General features: G+C 74.4%; 13 protein-coding genes, 3 tRNA genes and 1 rRNA gene. 6 read left to right on the top strand and 11 right to left on the bottom strand.

The annotated features are described in order from the left end of the window. Positions 1–12: 12 nt before the first annotated feature. Positions 13–1,218: an FAD-dependent monooxygenase gene (locus tag QUG98_RS13830; protein ID WP_289471127.1), complete on the bottom strand. Its 1,206-nt coding sequence runs from the start codon at positions 1,216–1,218 to the stop codon at positions 13–15. 84 nt (positions 1,219–1,302) lie between these two features. Between QUG98_RS13830 and QUG98_RS13825 the strand changes: the two genes are divergently transcribed. Continuing rightward, on the top strand, positions 1,303–1,812 hold the full coding sequence (locus tag QUG98_RS13825; protein ID WP_289471126.1) for a MarR family winged helix-turn-helix transcriptional regulator: 510 nt from the start codon (positions 1,303–1,305) through the stop codon (positions 1,810–1,812). A gap of 141 nt (positions 1,813–1,953) precedes the next feature. On the opposite strand, the gene QUG98_RS13820 is transcribed toward QUG98_RS13825, so the two are convergent. The 3 genes from QUG98_RS13820 to QUG98_RS13810 form a co-directional block, all read right to left on the bottom strand. Beyond that, positions 1,954–2,029, bottom strand: a tRNA-Glu gene (locus QUG98_RS13820). A gap of 58 nt (positions 2,030–2,087) precedes the next feature. Continuing rightward, positions 2,088–2,163, bottom strand: a tRNA-Glu gene (locus tag QUG98_RS13815). 98 nt (positions 2,164–2,261) lie between these two features. Continuing rightward, entirely contained in the window at positions 2,262–2,894 is a 633-nt protein-coding gene (locus tag QUG98_RS13810) for an MBL fold metallo-hydrolase (protein ID WP_289471125.1), read from the bottom strand. A gap of 102 nt (positions 2,895–2,996) precedes the next feature. Here QUG98_RS13810 and QUG98_RS13805 point away from each other — a divergent pair, with 102 nt between their 5' ends. The 3 genes from QUG98_RS13805 to QUG98_RS13795 all read left to right on the top strand — a co-directional run bounded on the left by QUG98_RS13805 (position 2,997) and on the right by QUG98_RS13795 (position 7,223). After that, positions 2,997–4,358, top strand: coding sequence for a glycosyltransferase (locus QUG98_RS13805; RefSeq protein WP_289471124.1), 1,362 nt, complete (start codon positions 2,997–2,999; stop codon positions 4,356–4,358). A gap of 454 nt (positions 4,359–4,812) precedes the next feature. Further along, entirely contained in the window at positions 4,813–5,718 is a 906-nt protein-coding gene (locus QUG98_RS13800) for a beta-1,6-N-acetylglucosaminyltransferase (protein ID WP_289471123.1), read from the top strand. Next, a complete protein-coding gene (locus tag QUG98_RS13795; protein WP_289471122.1) occupies positions 5,715–7,223 on the top strand; it encodes a lipopolysaccharide biosynthesis protein in 1,509 nt (502 codons plus the stop codon). The genes QUG98_RS13800 and QUG98_RS13795 overlap by 4 nt, the downstream gene beginning before the upstream one ends. Positions 7,224–7,529: 306 nt before the next feature. Here QUG98_RS13795 and QUG98_RS13790 read toward each other — a convergent pair whose 3' ends face one another. The 3 genes from QUG98_RS13790 to QUG98_RS13780 all read right to left on the bottom strand — a co-directional run bounded on the left by QUG98_RS13790 (position 7,530) and on the right by QUG98_RS13780 (position 11,141). Then, on the bottom strand, positions 7,530–8,495 hold the full coding sequence (locus QUG98_RS13790) for a glycosyltransferase family 2 protein (RefSeq protein WP_289471121.1): 966 nt from the start codon (positions 8,493–8,495) through the stop codon (positions 7,530–7,532). Next, the gene (locus QUG98_RS13785) at positions 8,492–9,313 is read right to left on the bottom strand and encodes a glycosyltransferase family 2 protein (protein WP_289471120.1); all 822 of its coding nucleotides are present in this window, start codon (positions 9,311–9,313) and stop codon (positions 8,492–8,494) included. The genes QUG98_RS13790 and QUG98_RS13785 overlap by 4 nt, the downstream gene beginning before the upstream one ends. Before the next feature lie 487 nt (positions 9,314–9,800). Continuing rightward, positions 9,801–11,141, bottom strand: coding sequence for a glycosyltransferase family 2 protein (locus QUG98_RS13780; RefSeq protein WP_289471119.1), 1,341 nt, complete (start codon positions 11,139–11,141; stop codon positions 9,801–9,803). Between the two features lie 230 nt (positions 11,142–11,371). On the opposite strand from QUG98_RS13780, the gene QUG98_RS13775 reads away from it, so the two are divergent. Both QUG98_RS13775 and QUG98_RS13770 read left to right on the top strand, forming a co-directional pair. Further along, positions 11,372–13,579: a hypothetical protein gene (locus QUG98_RS13775; RefSeq protein ID WP_289471118.1), complete on the top strand. Its 2,208-nt coding sequence runs from the start codon at positions 11,372–11,374 to the stop codon at positions 13,577–13,579. After that, positions 13,569–14,447: a glycoside hydrolase family 16 protein gene (locus QUG98_RS13770; RefSeq protein ID WP_289471117.1), complete on the top strand. Its 879-nt coding sequence runs from the start codon at positions 13,569–13,571 to the stop codon at positions 14,445–14,447. The genes QUG98_RS13775 and QUG98_RS13770 overlap by 11 nt, the downstream gene beginning before the upstream one ends. Positions 14,448–14,579: 132 nt before the next feature. On the opposite strand, the gene QUG98_RS13765 is transcribed toward QUG98_RS13770, so the two are convergent. From QUG98_RS13765 to rrf, 4 genes are all read right to left on the bottom strand, one after another. Further along, positions 14,580–14,651 (bottom strand) — tRNA-Gln (locus tag QUG98_RS13765). Positions 14,652–14,697: 46 nt separating this feature from the next. Further along, positions 14,698–15,660 (bottom strand): NAD(P)/FAD-dependent oxidoreductase, encoded by a 963-nt coding sequence (locus QUG98_RS13760; protein ID WP_289471116.1) that lies wholly within the window; start codon positions 15,658–15,660, stop codon positions 14,698–14,700. 10 nt (positions 15,661–15,670) lie between these two features. Beyond that, complete coding sequence (gltX, locus tag QUG98_RS13755) at positions 15,671–17,158, bottom strand: glutamate--tRNA ligase (protein ID WP_289471115.1); 1,488 nt, start codon at positions 17,156–17,158, stop codon at positions 15,671–15,673. 140 nt (positions 17,159–17,298) lie between these two features. Beyond that, positions 17,299–17,415, bottom strand: a 5S ribosomal RNA gene (gene rrf / locus QUG98_RS13750). Between the last annotated feature and the right edge of the window lie 3 nt (positions 17,416–17,418).

Here is a 17,418-nt window from a genome sequence, read left to right as displayed (position 1 = left end):
CGGTCGGCAGGCTCAGGCAGCCGGGACGGGCGGCAGCTCCCGGTCGGTCTCCGCGACACGTGTGGCCTTCGCCGCGAGGCCCTGCAGCGGCCCCTCGAGCAGCACCTTGTCGGCGACGTGACGGAGCGCGAGGCCGAACCGCGTGCGGGGGTAGGCGAACCGGACGATCCCGCGAGGGATGCCCTGCACGTCGTCGACGAGCGGCCGCATCCAGTCGTCGAACGCCGCGAGCGCCCGGTCGAGCGCGTCGCGGTCCGAGGAACGGCCCGTCACCGACGCCGCGAGGACGTACCCGCTCGTCAACGCGAGCGACGCGCCGCCCCCGCCCATGGGCGTGACGCACCACGCTGCGTCCCCGACGACGGCGACCCGGCCTCGGTGCCAGACGGGCATCCGGACCTGGGTGAGCCGGTCGACGTAGACGTCGTCCGACGTCGCGAAGCCGTCGAGCACCCGGCGCGACTGCCACCCGGCGTCGGCGAAGCGTTCCTCGAGCCGCTCCTGCACCCGCCCGCGATCGGCGCCCGTCACCCCGTCGTCGTCACCGGCCCAGGCAAGGATCGCGCGGGTGGTGTCGTACGGGTCGGGACGGAGGTGCACCTGCCGTCCACCGACCGCGTTGTACCAGCGCCACCGGCGGTCGTCGGAGTCCGTGCGCGGGATCGTGCCGAAGGCCATCGTGACCCCCAGGTCCCGCTCGTCGACGTCGCCCGGGTGGTCGAACACGAGCGCCCGGGTCGTCGAGCGGACCCCCTCGGCGACCACGAGCAGGTCCGCCCGGAGGACCCGACCGCGGTCGGTCGTGACGGTGACGCGATCCGGCACGGTGTCGTCGACGTCGGTGATCCGCTCCCCGAACACGGAGGTCACGCCGTCGGGCAGCGCGTCGAAGACCGTCCGGGCCAGGTCGCCGCGGAGCACCTCGAGCTCGGCGGTCGCACCGTCCGGGCCCTCCGGCAACGTCGCGGTGACCCGACCGTCGGCGTCGACGAGGACGGTACCGGTCTCGGTGGTGTTCGCGGCACGGACGGCCTCCGTCAGCCCCATGCGCTCGAGCACCTGCTTCGCGACACCGCGGACGTCGACGTTCTGGCCGCCGTCGCGGAAGGCCGGGGCGCGTTCGACGACGGTGACCTCCCAACCGGTGTGCCGCAGCCACCAGGCCGCGGACAGACCTGCGATGCTCGCTCCCGAGATCACTGCGTGTGGTGCGGACATGTCTGCTCCTCGTGTGCGGCGGCCGGCGACCGTGACGCCTGCTCGTGCTTTACAGTGAAGCGACTTGACTGTGGAGGAACCTGGATGCCGGACGTCGACCCGCTCGAGACCGTGTGGACCGAGGACGAGGTGGCCGTGATGCACCGACTCCGCGACTGGGCGGTCGCGTTCGACGAGCTGAACCGGCACCTCGGTACGTGGGTGGCCCTGTCCCCCACCGACGCGAACGCCCTCGGGCAGGTGCTGTGGGCCGAACGGGCGGGGACGCCACTGTCCCCCGCACAGCTCGCACGGCAGATCGGCATGACGTCCGGGGCGACGTCGGTGCTCGTCGACCGGCTGGAGACCGCGGGCCACGTCACGCGGCACCGGGAGAGCACCGACCGTCGCCGTGTCACCCTCCGGACGACCGAGACCGCGCGGGCGGCGAACGAGGCGTTCCTCGGGTTCGCCGGACGCGAGGTCGCCGGTGCCCTGCGTGCGTCCGACGCCGACGAGGTCCGTTCGGCGCTGGCGTTCCTCGACCGGATGACGACCGCGGCGACCGCCGCCAACGGCCGGCTCTCGGGACACGAGCGCGGCGGGCGGGCCTGACGCGACCGAGCGCCGGACGACACGGGCACCCCGAACGCCAGCGACCCGGGACCGAGCGGCCCGGGACCGAGCAGCCCGGGACCGGCAGCCCGGAACGACGGAACCCCCTCCGGGCCGGAGCTCGGAGGGGGTTCCTCGGTGTGGTGACCCCAGCGGGATTCGAACCCGCGTTACCGCCGTGAGAGGGCGACGTACTAGGCCGCTATACGATGGGGCCGCACGTCCCGCTCGGGAGCGGGACACACGCGTTGTCGGACTCGGAGGACAGCCACCTGTGGTGACCCCAGCGGGATTCGAACCCGCGTTACCGCCGTGAGAGGGCGACGTACTAGGCCGCTATACGATGGGGCCGTTCCGACAACCCGATAAGTATGGCACAACGCGCGCACGCTGCCAAAACGAGGCGTGTCGCCCGGGTGTGCCGCGCCTCCAGGCCGACCCTGCGGGGCTCAGATCGTGAGCGACTCGCCGGGCCGGAGCACGACGAGTTCCCCGTCCCCGAGCGCCTCGCGTTGGCGGTCCGTGTGCATGGCGAAGCCGATCTCGGACAGCGTCGCCTCGTGCACCGGGTAGGCGCGCCGGGGCCCGATCCCGGCGATCCAGTCCATCATCTCCTCGACCTTGAGCCACGGCGCCCCGACCGGGGCCGCGAGGACCTCGACGGGGACGCCGGGCACCGTGTAGGCGTCGCCGGGGTGGAACAGCCGACCGTCCACCAGGACACCGGTGTTGTCGACGACGGGCACCGAGGAGTGGATACGCTGGTGCCGGACCCCGTGGAGGTCGAGCGAGAAGGGGCCGAGCTCGCGGTGGTCGCCGTCCCCGACCACCTCGACCGCAATGCCCGCGTCGGCCAGTGCCGCGCGCACCCCCGCCGGTCCGAGGACCACCGCGTCCGGGTTCCGGGCGAGGATCCCGTGCAGCTGCTCCGGGGTGCCGTGGTCCGGGTGCTCGTGCGTGACCACGACGGCCACGACCCCGGTCACGTCGACCGGGCGCGTGAAGCCGCCGGGGTCGATCACGAGCCGTGCTCCGTCCTTCGTGACGACCTGGCACGCGTGCTCGAGCTTGGTGACCTCCATGCCGGTGACCCTACGCGTGCGCCTGCGGTGTTCCGCACGGCTCCCGCCACCGTGCGTCCGACGGGTGGCCGGGCCGTGGCGCTGCCCGTAGCGTCCGGTGGCATGGCCATCCCACCCGCCGCCGTCGTGCCCGGTCCGCGGCGCGTCCTGCACGTCGACCTGGACGCCGCCCTGCCGGCACTCGTCGCCGACGCGACCGGCTCGGACGCACTCGTCGTCGGTCACCGTGACGGGTACCCGGTCTGCACGGCTGCACTGACGCTGACGGACAACCCGTCGGACGCCGCGAGGGTCCTGGCCGCACTCGCTGCCGCGTCGCAGGGGTCCGCCGCAGCCGCGCCGGCGCCCGTCGACGACCACGACCTGCCGTCCGTGTCCGTGGTCGTGTCCACGGTGGTCGACCGCGTCGAGGACCTCGGCCGACTGCTCGACGTGCTCGAGCACCTCGACTACCCGGAGCACGAGGTCCTGGTGGTCGACAACCGCGTGCGGGTGCCCGCCGACGACGCGCTGCCCGCCCTCCTCGCGGGGCGGGCGGTCCGGCTCGTCGAGGAACGGCGACCGGGACTGTCCGCCGGGCGGAACGCCGGGATCGCGGCGGCCCGCGGCGAGGTCGTGGCGTTCACCGACGACGACGTCCGGGTCGACCCGCGCTGGCTCCGGGCCCTCGGCGAGCGCTTCGTCCGGGAGCCCGGGCTGGACGCGGTCAGCGGCGTGATCCTGCCGACCGAGCTCGAGACGCCCGCGCAGGTCTGGTACGAGGCCTACTACGGCGGGTTCAGCGGTGAGCGCTCGTTCGAGCCGGTGACGGTCGTCCCCGACGACGTGCCCGGGGCGATGCGGTTCGCCCGGGCCGCCGCGGTGTCCCCGGACGGCACGGTCCGTCGACGATTCCCGGTGTACGGCATCGGCGCGTACGGCGCCGGCGCGAACATGGCGTTCCGGCGGACGCTGCTCGAGGCGGTCGGCGGCTTCGACCCGACGCTCGGCGCCGGTTCCCCCGCTCGCGGCGGTGAGGACCTGGCGATGTTCGTCGAGACCCTCTGGCGCGGCGGACGCATCGGCTTCGAGCCCCGCGCGGTCGTGCACCACCGGCACCGCCGGACCGTCGCCGAGCTGCACGCGCAGCTGCACGGCAACGGGGTCGGGTTCGCGGCCCTGCTCTGCGCCCTGGTGGCCGGGGACCGACGGCACCTCGCCGTCCTCGCTCGGCTGGTGCCGCTCGCAGCGACGGCGAAGACCCGGGCCGCGGCGGACGCGCTGTTCCGTGGGCGGGGCGCCGACCACCGGCAGGCGGCGACAGCGGCGGTCCCGGCTGTGCCGGACACGCGGGTGCCGAGCACGCCGGTGCCGCGGTCGCTGGCGCTGCACGAGCTCCGGGGCTTCCCCGCCGGCCCGTCGGCGTGGCTCCGGAGCCGTCGACGCTGGCGTCGGGTGGCGGCGCGACGCTCCGTCAGCGGATGATCCGGGGCGTCCGACCGCACGCGCCCGTAGGATCGAACTCGTCCCGACGGCGGCGCGTCGGGCGCGAGGAGGACGCATGCTGCTGGGCACCGACACCACCCGCCGTGGGGTCCGTCCGACCGGCCGCACGGGGGCGCCGGCCCCCGTGGCCACCGTGTCGCTGCTGCCCGTCGTCGCGTCGAGCGCGACCGACACCGCCACGTGCGCGTGCGGCCACCAGCAGGACGCGCACGAGCACTACCGCCCCGGCTCGGACTGTGCACTCTGCGACTGTCCGCGCTTCCGGCGCCGGCGCTGACGGTCCGCGCCCCCGGCCCGAGCGCTGACGGCCCGCGCTCGCGGCGCCGGCGCTGACGGAGCGACACCGAGGGGCTCGTGCGGGAAACCGCCGCATCCCCGCAGGCACCCCGGGGCTCCTTGTCCGGCGATCCGGGCCGGAGTTAGCGTCGCTGCCATGCCCACCCCCACCGCGGCACTCGCCTGCGTCGTCCTCGCCCACGAGGACCCGACACAGGTCCGCCGACTCGTCGCGGCACTCGACCCCTTCCCCGTGTTCCTGCACTGCGACGCCCGGACCCCCGACCGCGTGCACGCTGCGATGACCGAAGCCCTGCCGTCCCGTGTCCGCCTGCTCGACCGGCTGCGCACCGGGTGGGCGCGGTGGGAGAACGCCGAGGCGGAGATCGCCGGCTACCGGGCCGCCCTGGCCGAGACGGACGCGAGCCACATCGCGGTCCTGACGGGCAGCGACTACCCGCTCGCCACCGCGGACGAGATCCGTGCGGTGCTCGCGGCCCACCCCGGGCGCTCCTTCCTCGTCACGCACCCGCTGCCGCACCCGGACTGGCGGGGCGGAGGGTGGTCGCGGTTCCGCTACCGGCACTGGGCCTGGCGCAAGCACATGCTCCGGCTGCCGGTCCCGCGACGGCTGCCGCGGGACGTCGTCCTGACCGGTGGTTCGCAGATGAAGGTGGTCAGTCGGGAACACGTTCGCGCCGTCCTCGACGTCGTCGACCGCCGTCCGGACCTCGTGCACTTCTGGCGTCGCGCCTGGATCGCGGACGAGTCGTTCGTCCCGTCGGTCCTCGGATCCCCCGCGCTGGTGCCGGGCTTCGCCGAGGAGCACCTCGAGCACTCGCTCTGGTGGATCGGGTGGGACGGCACGCGGATGAAGAGCCCGCCGTGGCTCGGCACCCCGGACGCCGGGCGGCTGCTCGAGCGCTGGACCGCGCCGTCCGAGCACCCGCCCTACCTGTTCGCCCGGAAGTTCTCGACGACCCGCAGCAGCGACCTGCTCGACCTCGTCGACGCGGCGGTCGGCCGGCGCGGACAGCGACCGGTCGGGGCCACCGCCCCGTGAGCGCTCCGTCCGACGCCCGGGACGCGACGCGGACGACGGCACGGCGCTCGGGACGGCACGTCGACGACGCTGCGCGCGACACCGACACCGGCAGCACCGCCGTCCGGAGGGGCGCCTCGACGCTCTTCGGCCGCGGCATGCTCTACGTCGTCGTCTGGTCGATGCAGCTCGTCGTCAGCTCCCTCGTCTCCCCCGTCCTCGCGCACCTGCTGCCGCCCGCCGAGTTCGGCGTGCTCGCGTCCGCGATCGCGCTCCACCAGGCCCTCAGCGTGCTCGCCGTCGCCGGCCTCGACCAGGCGGCCGTGCTGCAGCGCGCCGAGGACGGTGACGACCGGAGGGCCCGCGGTCTCGTCTCGGTCGGCGCGGTCCTCGCGACCCTGGTCACGCTCGCCGCGCTCGGCTCGATCCCGGCGTGGGGTGACGCCGCCGGCTTCGTCGGAGCGCACCCGCTGCTGCTGGTCGCCGTGCTCTGGACCCTGCCGGCCGCGGTCGTGCAGACAGCACTGGCGCTGCTCGTGGCGCAGGACCGGATCCGTGTCTTCGCGGTGACGAGCCTGCTGTCCTCGGTCGGCGGGTCGATCATCGGCCTCGGCCTGCTCCTCCTCGTGCACGCCGACGCGACCACCTACGCCTGGGGCGGTGTCGTCGCCCAGGGCGTCGCGATGGTCATCGGCGTCGTCGCCGTCCGTCCGAGGATCCGCGGGCTGGTCGACCGTGCGACCACGGCCCGGGCGTTCCGTCTCGGCGTGCCGATCGCGCTGGGCAACCTGTCGTACTTCGTCCTGAACGCCGGGGACCGCATCATCGTGCAGCGTCTCCTCGGTCCCGACGAGGTGGCCCGCTACCAGATCGCCTACGTCGTCGGCTCGGCCGTCGTCCTGCTCCTGACCTTCACGAACAGCGCCTGGGCGCCGCACTTCGCCGCGCTCCGTGACGCCGCCGAGCGCCGACGCCTCGCGATGCACGCCCGTGACGAGCTCTACCTGCTCCTCGCGCCGGTGCTCCTCGCCGTGACGCTCGTGTCGCCGATCGCCCTCCCCGTGCTCGCGCCCGCGTCGTACCGCGTCGACGAGCTCTCCGTCGTGGTGTTCGTCGTCGCCCTGACCGCCTTCCCGGTGGTCGCGAGCGGCGCCACCGGACGGTTGCTCGTCGTCGAGCGCCGGGGCGTCGCCGTCGGCGTGATCGCGGCCACCGCCGCCGTGGTGAACATCGGCGCGAACCTGCTGCTCGTCCCGCCGCTCGGCATCACCGGCGCCGCACTGTCGACGGTGCTGTCGTACGCGCTGCTCGCCGTGCTCCAGCGGGCAGCGCTGCCCGACCGGCGCGACTGGCGGGGTCCCGGTCGCCGGGTCCCCCTCGTCGTGGTGCCCGCCGTGCTCCTGGCCGCGGCGTCCCTGCTCGCGCCGCAGGACGCCGTCTGGGACGTCGTGCGCGTCGTCGGGGTGCTCGCCTGCGTGCCGTGGTTCCTGCAGCGGCTCCGGGCGGCCCGCGGCGGCTCGCGCTGACCAGCGGCCGCACGCTCGCGGTGACCCGCGACAGCCGGCACTCGCAGGCGCGCGGTGGCTCGCGCTGACCGGCAGCCGCACGCTCGCGGTCACCCAGCACCGACCGGCGCGGCAGGCGCGCGGCGGCTCGCGCTGACCGGCGGCCGCACGCTCGCCGTCACCAGCACCGATCGGCGTGGCAGGCGCGCGGCGGCCGGCACCGACCGATGCCCCGACCGCGCAGACGAGCGCCCGCCGCACGGCGCACGGAACGGCCCCGGCACCCGCTCGGGTACCGGGGCCTCCGCACGCCGGGACGGACCGCGGTCAGACCACCACACGCTCCCGGGCAGGGGCCGGCGCAGCCGTCCGGACCACGACGGTCCCGAGCGTCCGGCCGACCGCGTACCCGGTGACCGTCGCCGCGACGCTCGTCACGATGGCCAGCGCACGCGTGCCACCACCGCGGCCGAGGGCACCGAGCTCGCGCAGCAGTGCCCCCGGGAGCACCCGGGTCAGGTAGGTGCCCTCGCTCGAGAGCGAGTCCCGCGCACCGACCCGCCGGCTCAGGACGGCCTTCGAGATGCCCTCGTAGTAGCTGCGACGCCGGACGTAGCGCATCGACACCCGGTCGGGCGACACCCGGTGCGACACGGTCGAGCGTGGTTCATAGCGGATGCGGGACTCCGGACGCATCTGCGCGATCCGGATGCAGAGCTCCGTCTCCTCGCAGCCGAGCGGCTGGTTGCCGACCCGGCCGATGCCGGACCGGAATCCGCCCGCGGCGAGCAGCACGTCCCGTCGGAAGGCCATGCTCGACCCGATCACGTTCCGCACGTCGCCGGCCTCCGTCGGCAGCCCGGTGTAGCTGCAGCCGACGATCCAGAGGAGCTCGTCGGGGAACGGTCCGGCGCCGGTGGCGTCCGGCCACGACGGGATCGCCCGGCCCCCGACGCCGACGACGTCGGGCAGGTCGAGCGCCTCGACGAGGTGCATCAGCCAGTCCGGGTCGGCGGCGGCATCGTCGTCCAGGAACGCGACGACGTCCGACTCGGCGAGCGCCACGCCGGTGTTCCGTGCGCCGGACAGTCCACGGTCCTCGGTGTTCGGGACGACGCGCAGCTCGGGCCACCGCGCCGCGGCGCGCAGCAGCAGCTCCGGCTCGTGGTCGATCACGACGACGACCTCGGTCGCCTCGGGCTGCCGCTTCGCGGACTCGACGGCGGCCTGCAGGTCGCCCCAGCGCTGCTGCGTGTACGCGCAGATGACGACCGCGACCGTGGGGAGCGTCACGCCGCTTCCTCGTCGAGGACGGCCACGGGACCCGCGCCGACACGACCGGCGACCAGCGCGAGTCGGGCGCGGTCCGCGACCTCCCGGGCGCGACGACGCTCGTGCAGGATCGACGTGAGCACGCGGATGCCGTCGCTCACGGCGTTGAGGTTGCTCACGCCGTGCACGCGGAGCTTCTCGTGGCTCGGCACCTCGGTGATCGCGAACCCGGCGGCGGACCAGCGGCAGGTCAGGATCGTCTCGATCTCGAACCCGTCACCCCAGCGCATCGAGCCGTCGTCGGGCTGCGGCAGCGTCGAGGGCAGCAGCCCCACCGTCGGGAGCGTGTCCGCCCAGAACGCGTTGTAGCCGTAGCAGAGGTCCGTGTACGCGGCGCCGAGCAGCAGGTTCGAGATCAGGTTGAGCCCCTTGTTGCCGAGGCTCCGGACGACGGTGATGTCGTCACTGCCGCCGCCGGGCGCGTAGCGGGAGCCCTTGGCGACGTCGGCGCCGGCGACGAGGGCGTCGACGAACCGCGGGATCTCCGCGGCGTCCGCGGAGCAGTCCGCGTCGAACATGACGACGACGTCGCCGGTGACCGCCTCGAAGCCGCACGCGAGGGCGTTGCCCTTGCCCTTGCGGGTCTGCTGCACGACCCGGATCGACGGCAGCACGCGTCGCGCGGTGGCGACGGTGTCGTCGACGGAGTTCCCGTCGACGAGGATCACCTCGTGCACGGGCGGCAGCATCGGCAGGACGATCTCGAGGTTGCGCGCCTCGTTCCGCGCGGGGATGACGACCGAGACGCGGGGTTCGCGCGGGCGGGCGGTGGTGCTCATGGTGCTCCTGTCGGGTTCAGGCTGCGGTGTGGTCCCGCGGGTCCGGCGCTGGGTGGGCGCCGGCGGGACGGGTGGGGGTGGGGATGAGGTGCTCCGCGGGCGGAGCCGGGGCTGCCTCGCCGTGGGGACGGGGGTACGCCGTACCCGGGCGATCCAACCTTCGTCCTGCGCCGGGTCGCCGGTCAACGCGGCAGTGGGCGCGTTGCGGGGCGCCGACGCCCCGTACGGGTTCCCGCAAGCGTGCACGGATCCGTGCGGGGACCACGGACGGCCGGGAGGCGCGGGACGGGACCCCTACCGCGCCTCCCGTCCGGCGCGCGGCCGGGCCGCAGCGTCCGGATCGGACGCACACGACGCCTCCCGTCCGGCGCGTGGCCGGGCCGCAGCGGCCGGATCGGACGCACACCGTGCCTCCCATCCGGCGCATGGCCGGGCCGCGGCTTCCGGGTCGTGCGTGGCCCGTGCGTCGCGTCGTGCCCCGCTCGGGTCAGGACGGCCGGCGGCGGGCGGCCGTGCGGGCACGGACGGCCCACCAGGACCGGGCGTACCGGCCGACGCCGCGCAGCACGGCGCGGAGCTCGACGCCCCTGACGGCGGCCACCTCGCGGTCGAAGACCGCGTCACCCGCAGCGGGGACGGCGACCGGTCGGGCTGCGCCGTCGGTCCCGACCTCCGCCGGCCCGGTGGGGCCCGCGAGCAGGTGCCGGAGTGCTCCGGGCGCTCGCAGGAGCGCCATCCCGAGCGTGCGCGGTCGCAGCGCGGTCTTCGTGAGCCAGGCGCCGAGCCCGGTGCCGTAACCGACCGCCTGGGTGCGGAGGGCCGCGACGTCGGCGCGGTGCCGGTGCCAGACGAGTGCGGAGGGTTCCACCGCGAGCGCGGCCCCGGAGAGCACGACGCGGGCGAAGAGGTCGATGTCCTCGCCGCCGCCGGTCAGGGTGCCGACGCCGAGCGCCTCGTCGAAGCCACCGAGTGCCAGCAGCGCGTCGCGGCGGACGGCGAAGTTCGCGCCGGTGCCGTAGTCGCCCACCGAGAACGGGAAGAGCGGCCGGTCCGCCGGCGGCGCGGCGAGCCGGAACACCCGCGGCGTCAGGTTCCGCGACCAGGTCACCCGTTCGTCGAACCAGCGCTGCGCCGGGGTGCGGAGCTCGCCGCTGGCGACGAGACCGCTGACGCACACGACGTCCTCGCCGCGGGCGAAGCCGGACGCGACGGCGCGGAGCCACCCGGGGTCGACCACGACGTCGTCGTCGGTGAACGCGACCACCTCCCCGCGGGCGGCCCGGACACCGGCGTTGCGGGCGCTCGACAGCCCGGGCGTGGGCTCGAGCACGTAGCGGACGCGGGGGTCGGTGCCCGGTGCGGTGACGAGTCGACGCGTCGCGTCGTCGGACGGGGCGTTGTCGACCACGACGACCTCGAGGTCGGGGTGGTCGAGCGCGAGGACCGACCGCAGCGCGTCGACGAGCTGGTCTGCGCGGTCGCGGGTGCAGAGCACGACCGACGTGCGCGGCAGCCGGGCCGGGACGGGCGGGTGCGCGGCGGCGGGCAGCGCGGCGACGGCCGTGCGCAGCGCACCGGCGTCGACCGCACCGTCGGTCACGGGCAGGTCGACGAAGCCGCGCGGCGCCGTGCCGTCGCGGACGAGGAGGCGCGCGGTGCGGTGCCCGTCCGCAGCGAGGAGCGGGACGGCGAGGTCGCCCTCGGGGACCTCGCGCACGTCGACCGCGCCGACCCACACGGCCCCGTGCCACGTCGGCGGCTCGGAGCTGGCCATCGGGCGCTCGAGCACGAGGTGGGACGACGGCGATCGCGGCGGAGTGGGGGTCACGCAGACCACCGTCCCCGGCACCGCGGGAGCGCGTCAACGCGGCCGCCGGGAGCGTGCGGTTCCCCTCGCCCGGACGGCCGGGCCCTGCGCGATGCCGCAATGCCGCAGGGCACCCGCAGAACCCCGTCGGGCCCCTCGTCGGCCGTCCTCGGCGCTCGTTACCGTGCCTGGACAGCCGGTACCCGACCGAAGGAACACCCCATGTCCCGCACGACCCCGGTGGTCGCCCCGTGACCGCGACGACGCCCACCCGCGTGGTGCTCGGGCAGGCCGAGCGGGTGCGCCGCTCCCCCGTGCCGACGCTCGCCGCCGCGGTGCTCGCGTTCGCGGCGACGGCCGTCCTGCTCACCGGGACGACCGGTGCGGTGCAGTCCGCCGTGGTCCTGACGGCGCTCCTCGTGGTCCCCGGGACCGCCGTGGTCCGTCCGCTCCGGCTGACCGAGCCGATCGGTCGGGCGGCGCTCGTCGTCGTGACCAGTGCCGCCGTCGACACCGTCGTGGCCCTCGCCATGGTCTGGACCGGCCACTGGACGCCCGTCCCGGCGGCGGGGCTCGTCCTCGTCGTGAGCGGCTGGGCGTCGCTCGCGCACGGCATCACCACAGCGCGGTCGACCGACCGGGTGTCGCTGCGGCGCACCGTCGGTGCCGCCTGGGCAGCCCGTCGCGAGGGCACGGTGCTCCGGCTCGCCGTCGGCGGCGGCGCCCTCGTCGCGGGGGTCGCGACCTGGGCCGTCGGCACCGCACAGACCACCACCGGTGTGCTCGGCGAGTGGGGGCTGCTCACCGCCGTCACCCCGACGTGGTGGGTCGGCGCCGGCGCGGTGCTCGCGGTGACCGTCGTCGCCCTCGTCGACCGCCGCTTCCCCGCCGCACTCCGCGTCGCCGCAGCCGCGGTGCTCGTCGTGGTCGTCTACGGAACGGCGAACCTGACCGCCGCCGAGCCCCGTCCGCCGTGGGTCTTCAAGCACGTCGCGGTGACCGCGTACATCCAGCAGCACGGCGCCGTCGACCCGGCGATCGACATCTACAACCGCTGGCCGGGCTTCTTCGCGGTGAGCGCCTTCCTCGGGTCGGCGACGTCCACCGCCGACGCCCTGGCACCGGTGCGCTTCGTCGAGGTCGCGTTCGCCCTGGTCGACGCCGCGCTGGTCCTCGGCATCGCCAGGATCCTCGGGCTCCGGGGGCGCTGGGCGGTCACGGCCGCCGTGGTCTTCAGCGCCGCGAACTGGGTCGGGCAGGACTACTACTCGCCGCAGGCGTTCGCGTTCGCGCTCTTCCTCGCCGTCGTCCTCGTCGTGCTGACCGTGCTGCGCCGCTCCCCGAACGCGCTCGGGCGCGGGATCGTCGGTGTCGCGTCCCGGTTGCTCCGGGCACGGCGTGCGCCGATCGTGCCGACCGCAGGGGTCGTCGGTGCGGCGAGCCGGGGCGGCACCGCGACCGTCACCGCCGTCGTCCTGGTCGTACTGCTGCAGGCCGTCATCTCGGTCTCCCACCAGCTGACGCCCTACGTGCTCGTCGCCGCGTTCGTCCCCCTCGTCGCCGTCGGGGTGGTCCGTCCGTGGTGGACCGCGGTGCCCGTGACCGCTGCGCCGCTGCTCTTCCTCCTGCCGAACCTCGACTACGTGCAGGAGAAGTTCGGACTCGTCACCGGCTTCGACCCGCTGAGCAACGCGACGGCAGCGACGACCTCGATCGCGATCCCCTCGCTCGCGACCACCCTGCAGAGCCGCGGCGTGCTCGTCCTCACCGCCCTGGTCGCGATCGTCGCGCTGGTCGGCGTCGTGCGGATGGTCCGTGCCGGCCACGGCCACCGGGCGCTGCTCGTGCTGTGGCTCGCCGCGAGTCCCGCGGTGCTCGTGCTCGGCCAGAGCTACGGCGGCGAGGGACGGCTCCGCGTCGTGCTGTTCTCGGCGCCCTTCCTGGCGATCGCCGCCGTCCACGCCGTGCACGGTCGACGCGTCCGGCTCGTCGCCACCGCCGCGCTGGTCGTCGTCACGACGCTGCTGTTCCTGACCACCACGTTCCAGGCGGAGCAGTCGAACCGCACGCCTGCCGGCGAGGTCGCCGCGGCCCGCTGGCTCGACACACGCTTCACGGACGACGACACCCTGACCACGGTCGGCAGCTTCCCCGCGATCGTCGGTGCCGACTACCCGGCGTACCTGCAGCGCTGGGGCCAGGTGCAGTCGCTCGAGGACCTGACCGAGTGGTACCCGCGCGGCATCTCCCCGAGCGACCTCGACGAGTCGCTCGCGGACCGCGCGCACGGCGGTGACGCCTGGCTCGTGTTCTCCGACGCCGAGCGAGCCGAGGTCGTCGGGCGCGGCACCGCGACGGGTCCGGAGGTCGACGCCCTCGAACGCGCAGCGGCCCGGCAGGGGACGCTGCGCTACGACCGCGACGGTGTCCGGGTCTACGAGGTCGCCCGTGGGGCCTGAGCCCGGGCCGCTCCCGCCGCGCCCCTCGCGCCGCGACGTCCTGCGTCGAGGAGCCGTGGTCGCCGGACTCGTCGGCGCCGCCGCGCTCACCGGTACCGTCGCCGTCGTCCTGCCGACCTCGATCCGGCGGGCCGACCGGGCCACGGCCGCGGAGATGCCCTCGGGGGACGTCGAGTCTGACGGCGTCCGCTGGGTGCCGTACCTGGAGCAGGACTTCGACCGCGACGCCGCTCGCGGCCAACTGCTCCGCGTCTACCCGGAGATGGCCGAGTACCGCGGCTTCCGCGACACCTCCGGCAAGGGCGTCTACCACCCGGACGAGGTCGTCTCGGTGCACGACTCCGTCCTCGACCTCCACCTGCGTTCCGAGGGCGGCCAGCCCCTCGTGGCGACGGTCCTCCCCGCCGGCTACCGGTCGTACACGCACCAGCGCGTCTCGATCCGGTACCGGGCGGACGACGCTCCCGGCTACAAGTTCGTGATGATCCTGTGGCCGCTGTCAGGACGGTGGGACGACGGCGAGATCGACTGGCCGGAGGGTGACCTCGGCGGCGACGTCCGCCCGGTGTCGGCCGTGCCGGGCAGCTACGACGCGTCGACCCGGACGATGCGGTTCCTACCGGAGCACGCCCCGACCGTGCCCGGCGGGCAGGAGGACTGGCACGTCGCCACGGTCGAGTGGACCGCCGAGGCGGTGCGCTTCTGGTGGGACGGGGCGCTCGTGGCCACGACGACGGGCGCGGTGCCGACGGTCCCGATGCGGGTGACGCTGCAGGCCGAGACCGCGCTCGGCGACGAACACGTCCCGGCGGACTCGGACGGGCACGTGCTCGTCGACTGGGTCGTGGCGTACCGCCGGGCGGACTGACCTCGGATCTCGGGCTCCCGTGCAGCTCGGGCGTGTCCGGGCTCGTTCCCGGTCTGAGGACCGCTGGGGAGCCGTCGTCCGCCCGGGGAACGGGAAAAGCCCCCGGGGTGTCCCGGGGGCTTTTCCTTCGAGCTGGGGTACCTGGACTCGAACCAAGAACGACGGTACCAGAAACCGCTGTGTTGCCAATTACACCATACCCCAAGAAGCCTGCTGGCCTCTCGTTCCCCGTTGTCCGGGGCACGATCAACTACTGTACAGCATCCCGGAGGTCCTCGAGACCACCCACCAGGTCGCGGTGCACGGCGGCGGCCGTCGAGGCTCCGTGACCCGCCGCGACGACCAGCTGCTCGGGGCCCGGCGGCGTCACGTCGCCGACGGCGTACAGCCCCGGCACCCCGGTGCGGCCGAGACGGTCCACACGGACGAGTCCCTCGTCGTCACGCTCCACGGGCGCCTCGAGCCAGTCGAGGTCGGCGTGCCACAGCGGCCGCACGAACGCGCCCGTGTGCGGCCGTACGTCGCCGTCCGCCAGTCGGACACCGGACAGCCCGTCCCGACCGCCCTCGAGGTCCGCGACCGGCCGCTCGTCGACCGCGACGCCGGCCGCGGACAGGCGCGCCCGACCACGGTCGTCGAGCACCGCCGCGCCGTTCGTGTAGACCACGAGGTCGTCCGTCCACGAGCCGACGAGCAGCGCGCGGTCGACCACGTCGGCCGTCTCGCACAGGAACGCCAGGGGCTGCCCGGCGTGCTCGTACCCGTCGCACTCGACGCAGCTGTGCACGGACGTACCGTAGAACGCCCGCAGGGACGGCAGCGCCGGGAACTCCTCGCGGAGCCCGGTCGCGACCACCACGGCGCGCGCGCGGGCCCGCAGCTCGGCCCCACGGGAGGCGCCGTGCACGCTCCACCCGTCCCCGTCGCGCGCCACCCGGTCGACGACCGACTGCACCACGGTGGCCTCCGGGTACGACTCCACCTCGATCCGTCCGAGCTTCCGGAGTTCGAGCGGCGAGATCCCGTCCCGCGTGACGAAGCCGTGCGACCGCAGCGTGGCCGCGTTGCGCGGCCGGTTCGCGTCGACGAGCAGCACCGTGCGCCGAGCGCGGGCCAGGTTGAGCGCAGCGCTCAACCCGGCCGGCCCGGCACCGATCACCGCGACGTCCACGGACAGGACGTCGGCGGCGTCCGGCTCCACCGGGTTCGTCACCACGGCGGCGTCAGCGGTCCGCGAGCCGGCGGAGTCGGGCCAGCGTGGAGTCCTTGCCGAGGATCTCCATGGACTCGAAGAGCGGGGGGCTGATCCGTCGTCCGGACACCGCGACCCGCAGCGGCCCGAAGGCCACCCGCGGCTTCAGACCCATGCCGTCGATGAGCGCCTCGCGCAGCGCTGCCTCGATCGACGCGGTCGTCCAATCGTCGACACCCTCGAGCGCGGTCACGCCGGCTCGGAGCACGTCGCCGGCATCGTCCTTGAGCGTGGCGGCAGCATCGTCCTCGACCACGAGCTCGTCGTCCGCGGTGAACAGGAAGCCGAGCATGCCCGGAGCCTCCCCGAGGAGCTGCATGCGCTCCTGGACCAGCGGGGCCGCAGCGGTGAGCACCCGCTCCTGCTCGGCGGTCGGGGGCGTCGAGACGACACCCGACAGGTAGGGCAGCAGGCGCGCGCGGAAGTCGTCGGCGTCGAGCAGGCGGATGTGGTCGCCGTTGATCGCCTCGGCCTTCTTGTGGTCGAACCGCGCCGGGTTGGGGTTGACGTCGACGACGTCGAAGGCGGCGACCATCTCGTCCGACGAGAACACGTCGCGGTCCGGACCGATCGACCAGCCGAGCAGCGCCAGGTAGTTGAGGAGCCCCTCCGGCACCATGCCGGCGGCGCGGTGGTGGAACAGGTTCGACTCGGGGTCGCGCTTCGAGAGCTTCTTGTTGCCCTCCCCCATCACGTACGGCAGGTGGCCGAAGACCGGGACGGAGTCGGTGATGCCGACCTCGACGAGCGCCTCGTACAGGGCGATCTGCCGCGGGGTCGACGACAGCAGGTCCTCACCGCGGAGGACGTGCGTGATGCCCATCAGAGCGTCGTCCACGGGGTTCGTGAAGGTGTACAGCGGCTTGCCGTTCGGTCGGACGACCACGAAGTCCGGGAACGTGCCCTGCTTGAACGTGATCTCCCCGCGCACCAGGTCGTCGAAGCTCAGGTCGCGGTCGGGCACACGGAGCCGCAGCGCCGGCTGGCGACCCTCGTCGCGGAACGCCTGGCGCTCGGCAGCGGTCAGGTCGCGCTCGTGGTTGTCGTAGCCCTGCTTCGGGTCGCGACCGGCGGCCCGGTTGCGGGCCTCCATCTCCTCCGGGGTCACGTACGACTCGTAGACGTGGCCGGATGCGCGGAGCTTCGCGATGACGTCCTCGTACACGTCCGAGCGCTCGGACTGGCGGTACGGACCGTGGGGACCGCCCACCTCGACGCCCTCGTCCCAGTCGAGGCGGAGCCACCGGAGCGCGTCGAGGATCTGCTCGTAGGACTCCTCGCTGTCGCGGGCGGCGTCGGTGTCCTCGATGCGGAAGACGAGCTTGCCGCCGGTGTGGCGCGCGTACGCCCAGTTGAACAGGGCCGTCCGGATGAGCCCCACGTGCGGGGTCCCGGTCGGGCTCGGGCAGAAACGGACTCGGACGTCGGAGCCGGTGGCGGTGGTGAACGGTGCAGTCATGACGCGACGATCCTACCGGCGCTGCCGTTGCTCGGCCCCGGGGCGAACCGCGGCGGAACGCGTCCGTGCTCATGCCCCGGGAACGCAGGAAACCCCTGACCGGTCACGGTCAGGGGTTTCCTGCTGTTGCTGAACGTTGAGTCCGGCGGCGTCCTACTCTCCCACAAGGTCCCCCTTGCAGTACCATCGGCGCTGAGAGGCTTAGCTTCCGGGTTCGGAATGTGACCGGGCGTTTCCCTCTCGCTATGACCACCGGAACA

It is taken from the genome of Curtobacterium subtropicum (assembly GCF_030362975.1).
In the GTDB taxonomy this organism is placed as follows: Bacteria; Actinomycetota; Actinomycetes; order Actinomycetales; family Microbacteriaceae; genus Curtobacterium; species Curtobacterium subtropicum.
The sequence above is the reverse complement of the archived record's forward strand: the minus strand, read 5'-3'. Positions and strand labels throughout refer to the sequence as shown.

Coding starts and splice junctions, on each gene's coding strand:
- QUG98_RS13785 (WP_289471120.1), bottom strand. CDS start 9,313: ATGAGCACCACCGCCCGCCCGCGCGAACCCCGCGTCTCGGTCGTCATC.
- gltX (WP_289471115.1), bottom strand. CDS start 17,158: ATGACTGCACCGTTCACCACCGCCACCGGCTCCGACGTCCGAGTCCGT.
- QUG98_RS13830 (WP_289471127.1), bottom strand. CDS start 1,218: ATGTCCGCACCACACGCAGTGATCTCGGGAGCGAGCATCGCAGGTCTG.
- QUG98_RS13805 (WP_289471124.1), top strand. CDS start 2,997: ATGGCCATCCCACCCGCCGCCGTCGTGCCCGGTCCGCGGCGCGTCCTG.
- QUG98_RS13825 (WP_289471126.1), top strand. CDS start 1,303: ATGCCGGACGTCGACCCGCTCGAGACCGTGTGGACCGAGGACGAGGTG.
- QUG98_RS13800 (WP_289471123.1), top strand. CDS start 4,813: ATGCCCACCCCCACCGCGGCACTCGCCTGCGTCGTCCTCGCCCACGAG.
- QUG98_RS13810 (WP_289471125.1), bottom strand. CDS start 2,894: ATGGAGGTCACCAAGCTCGAGCACGCGTGCCAGGTCGTCACGAAGGAC.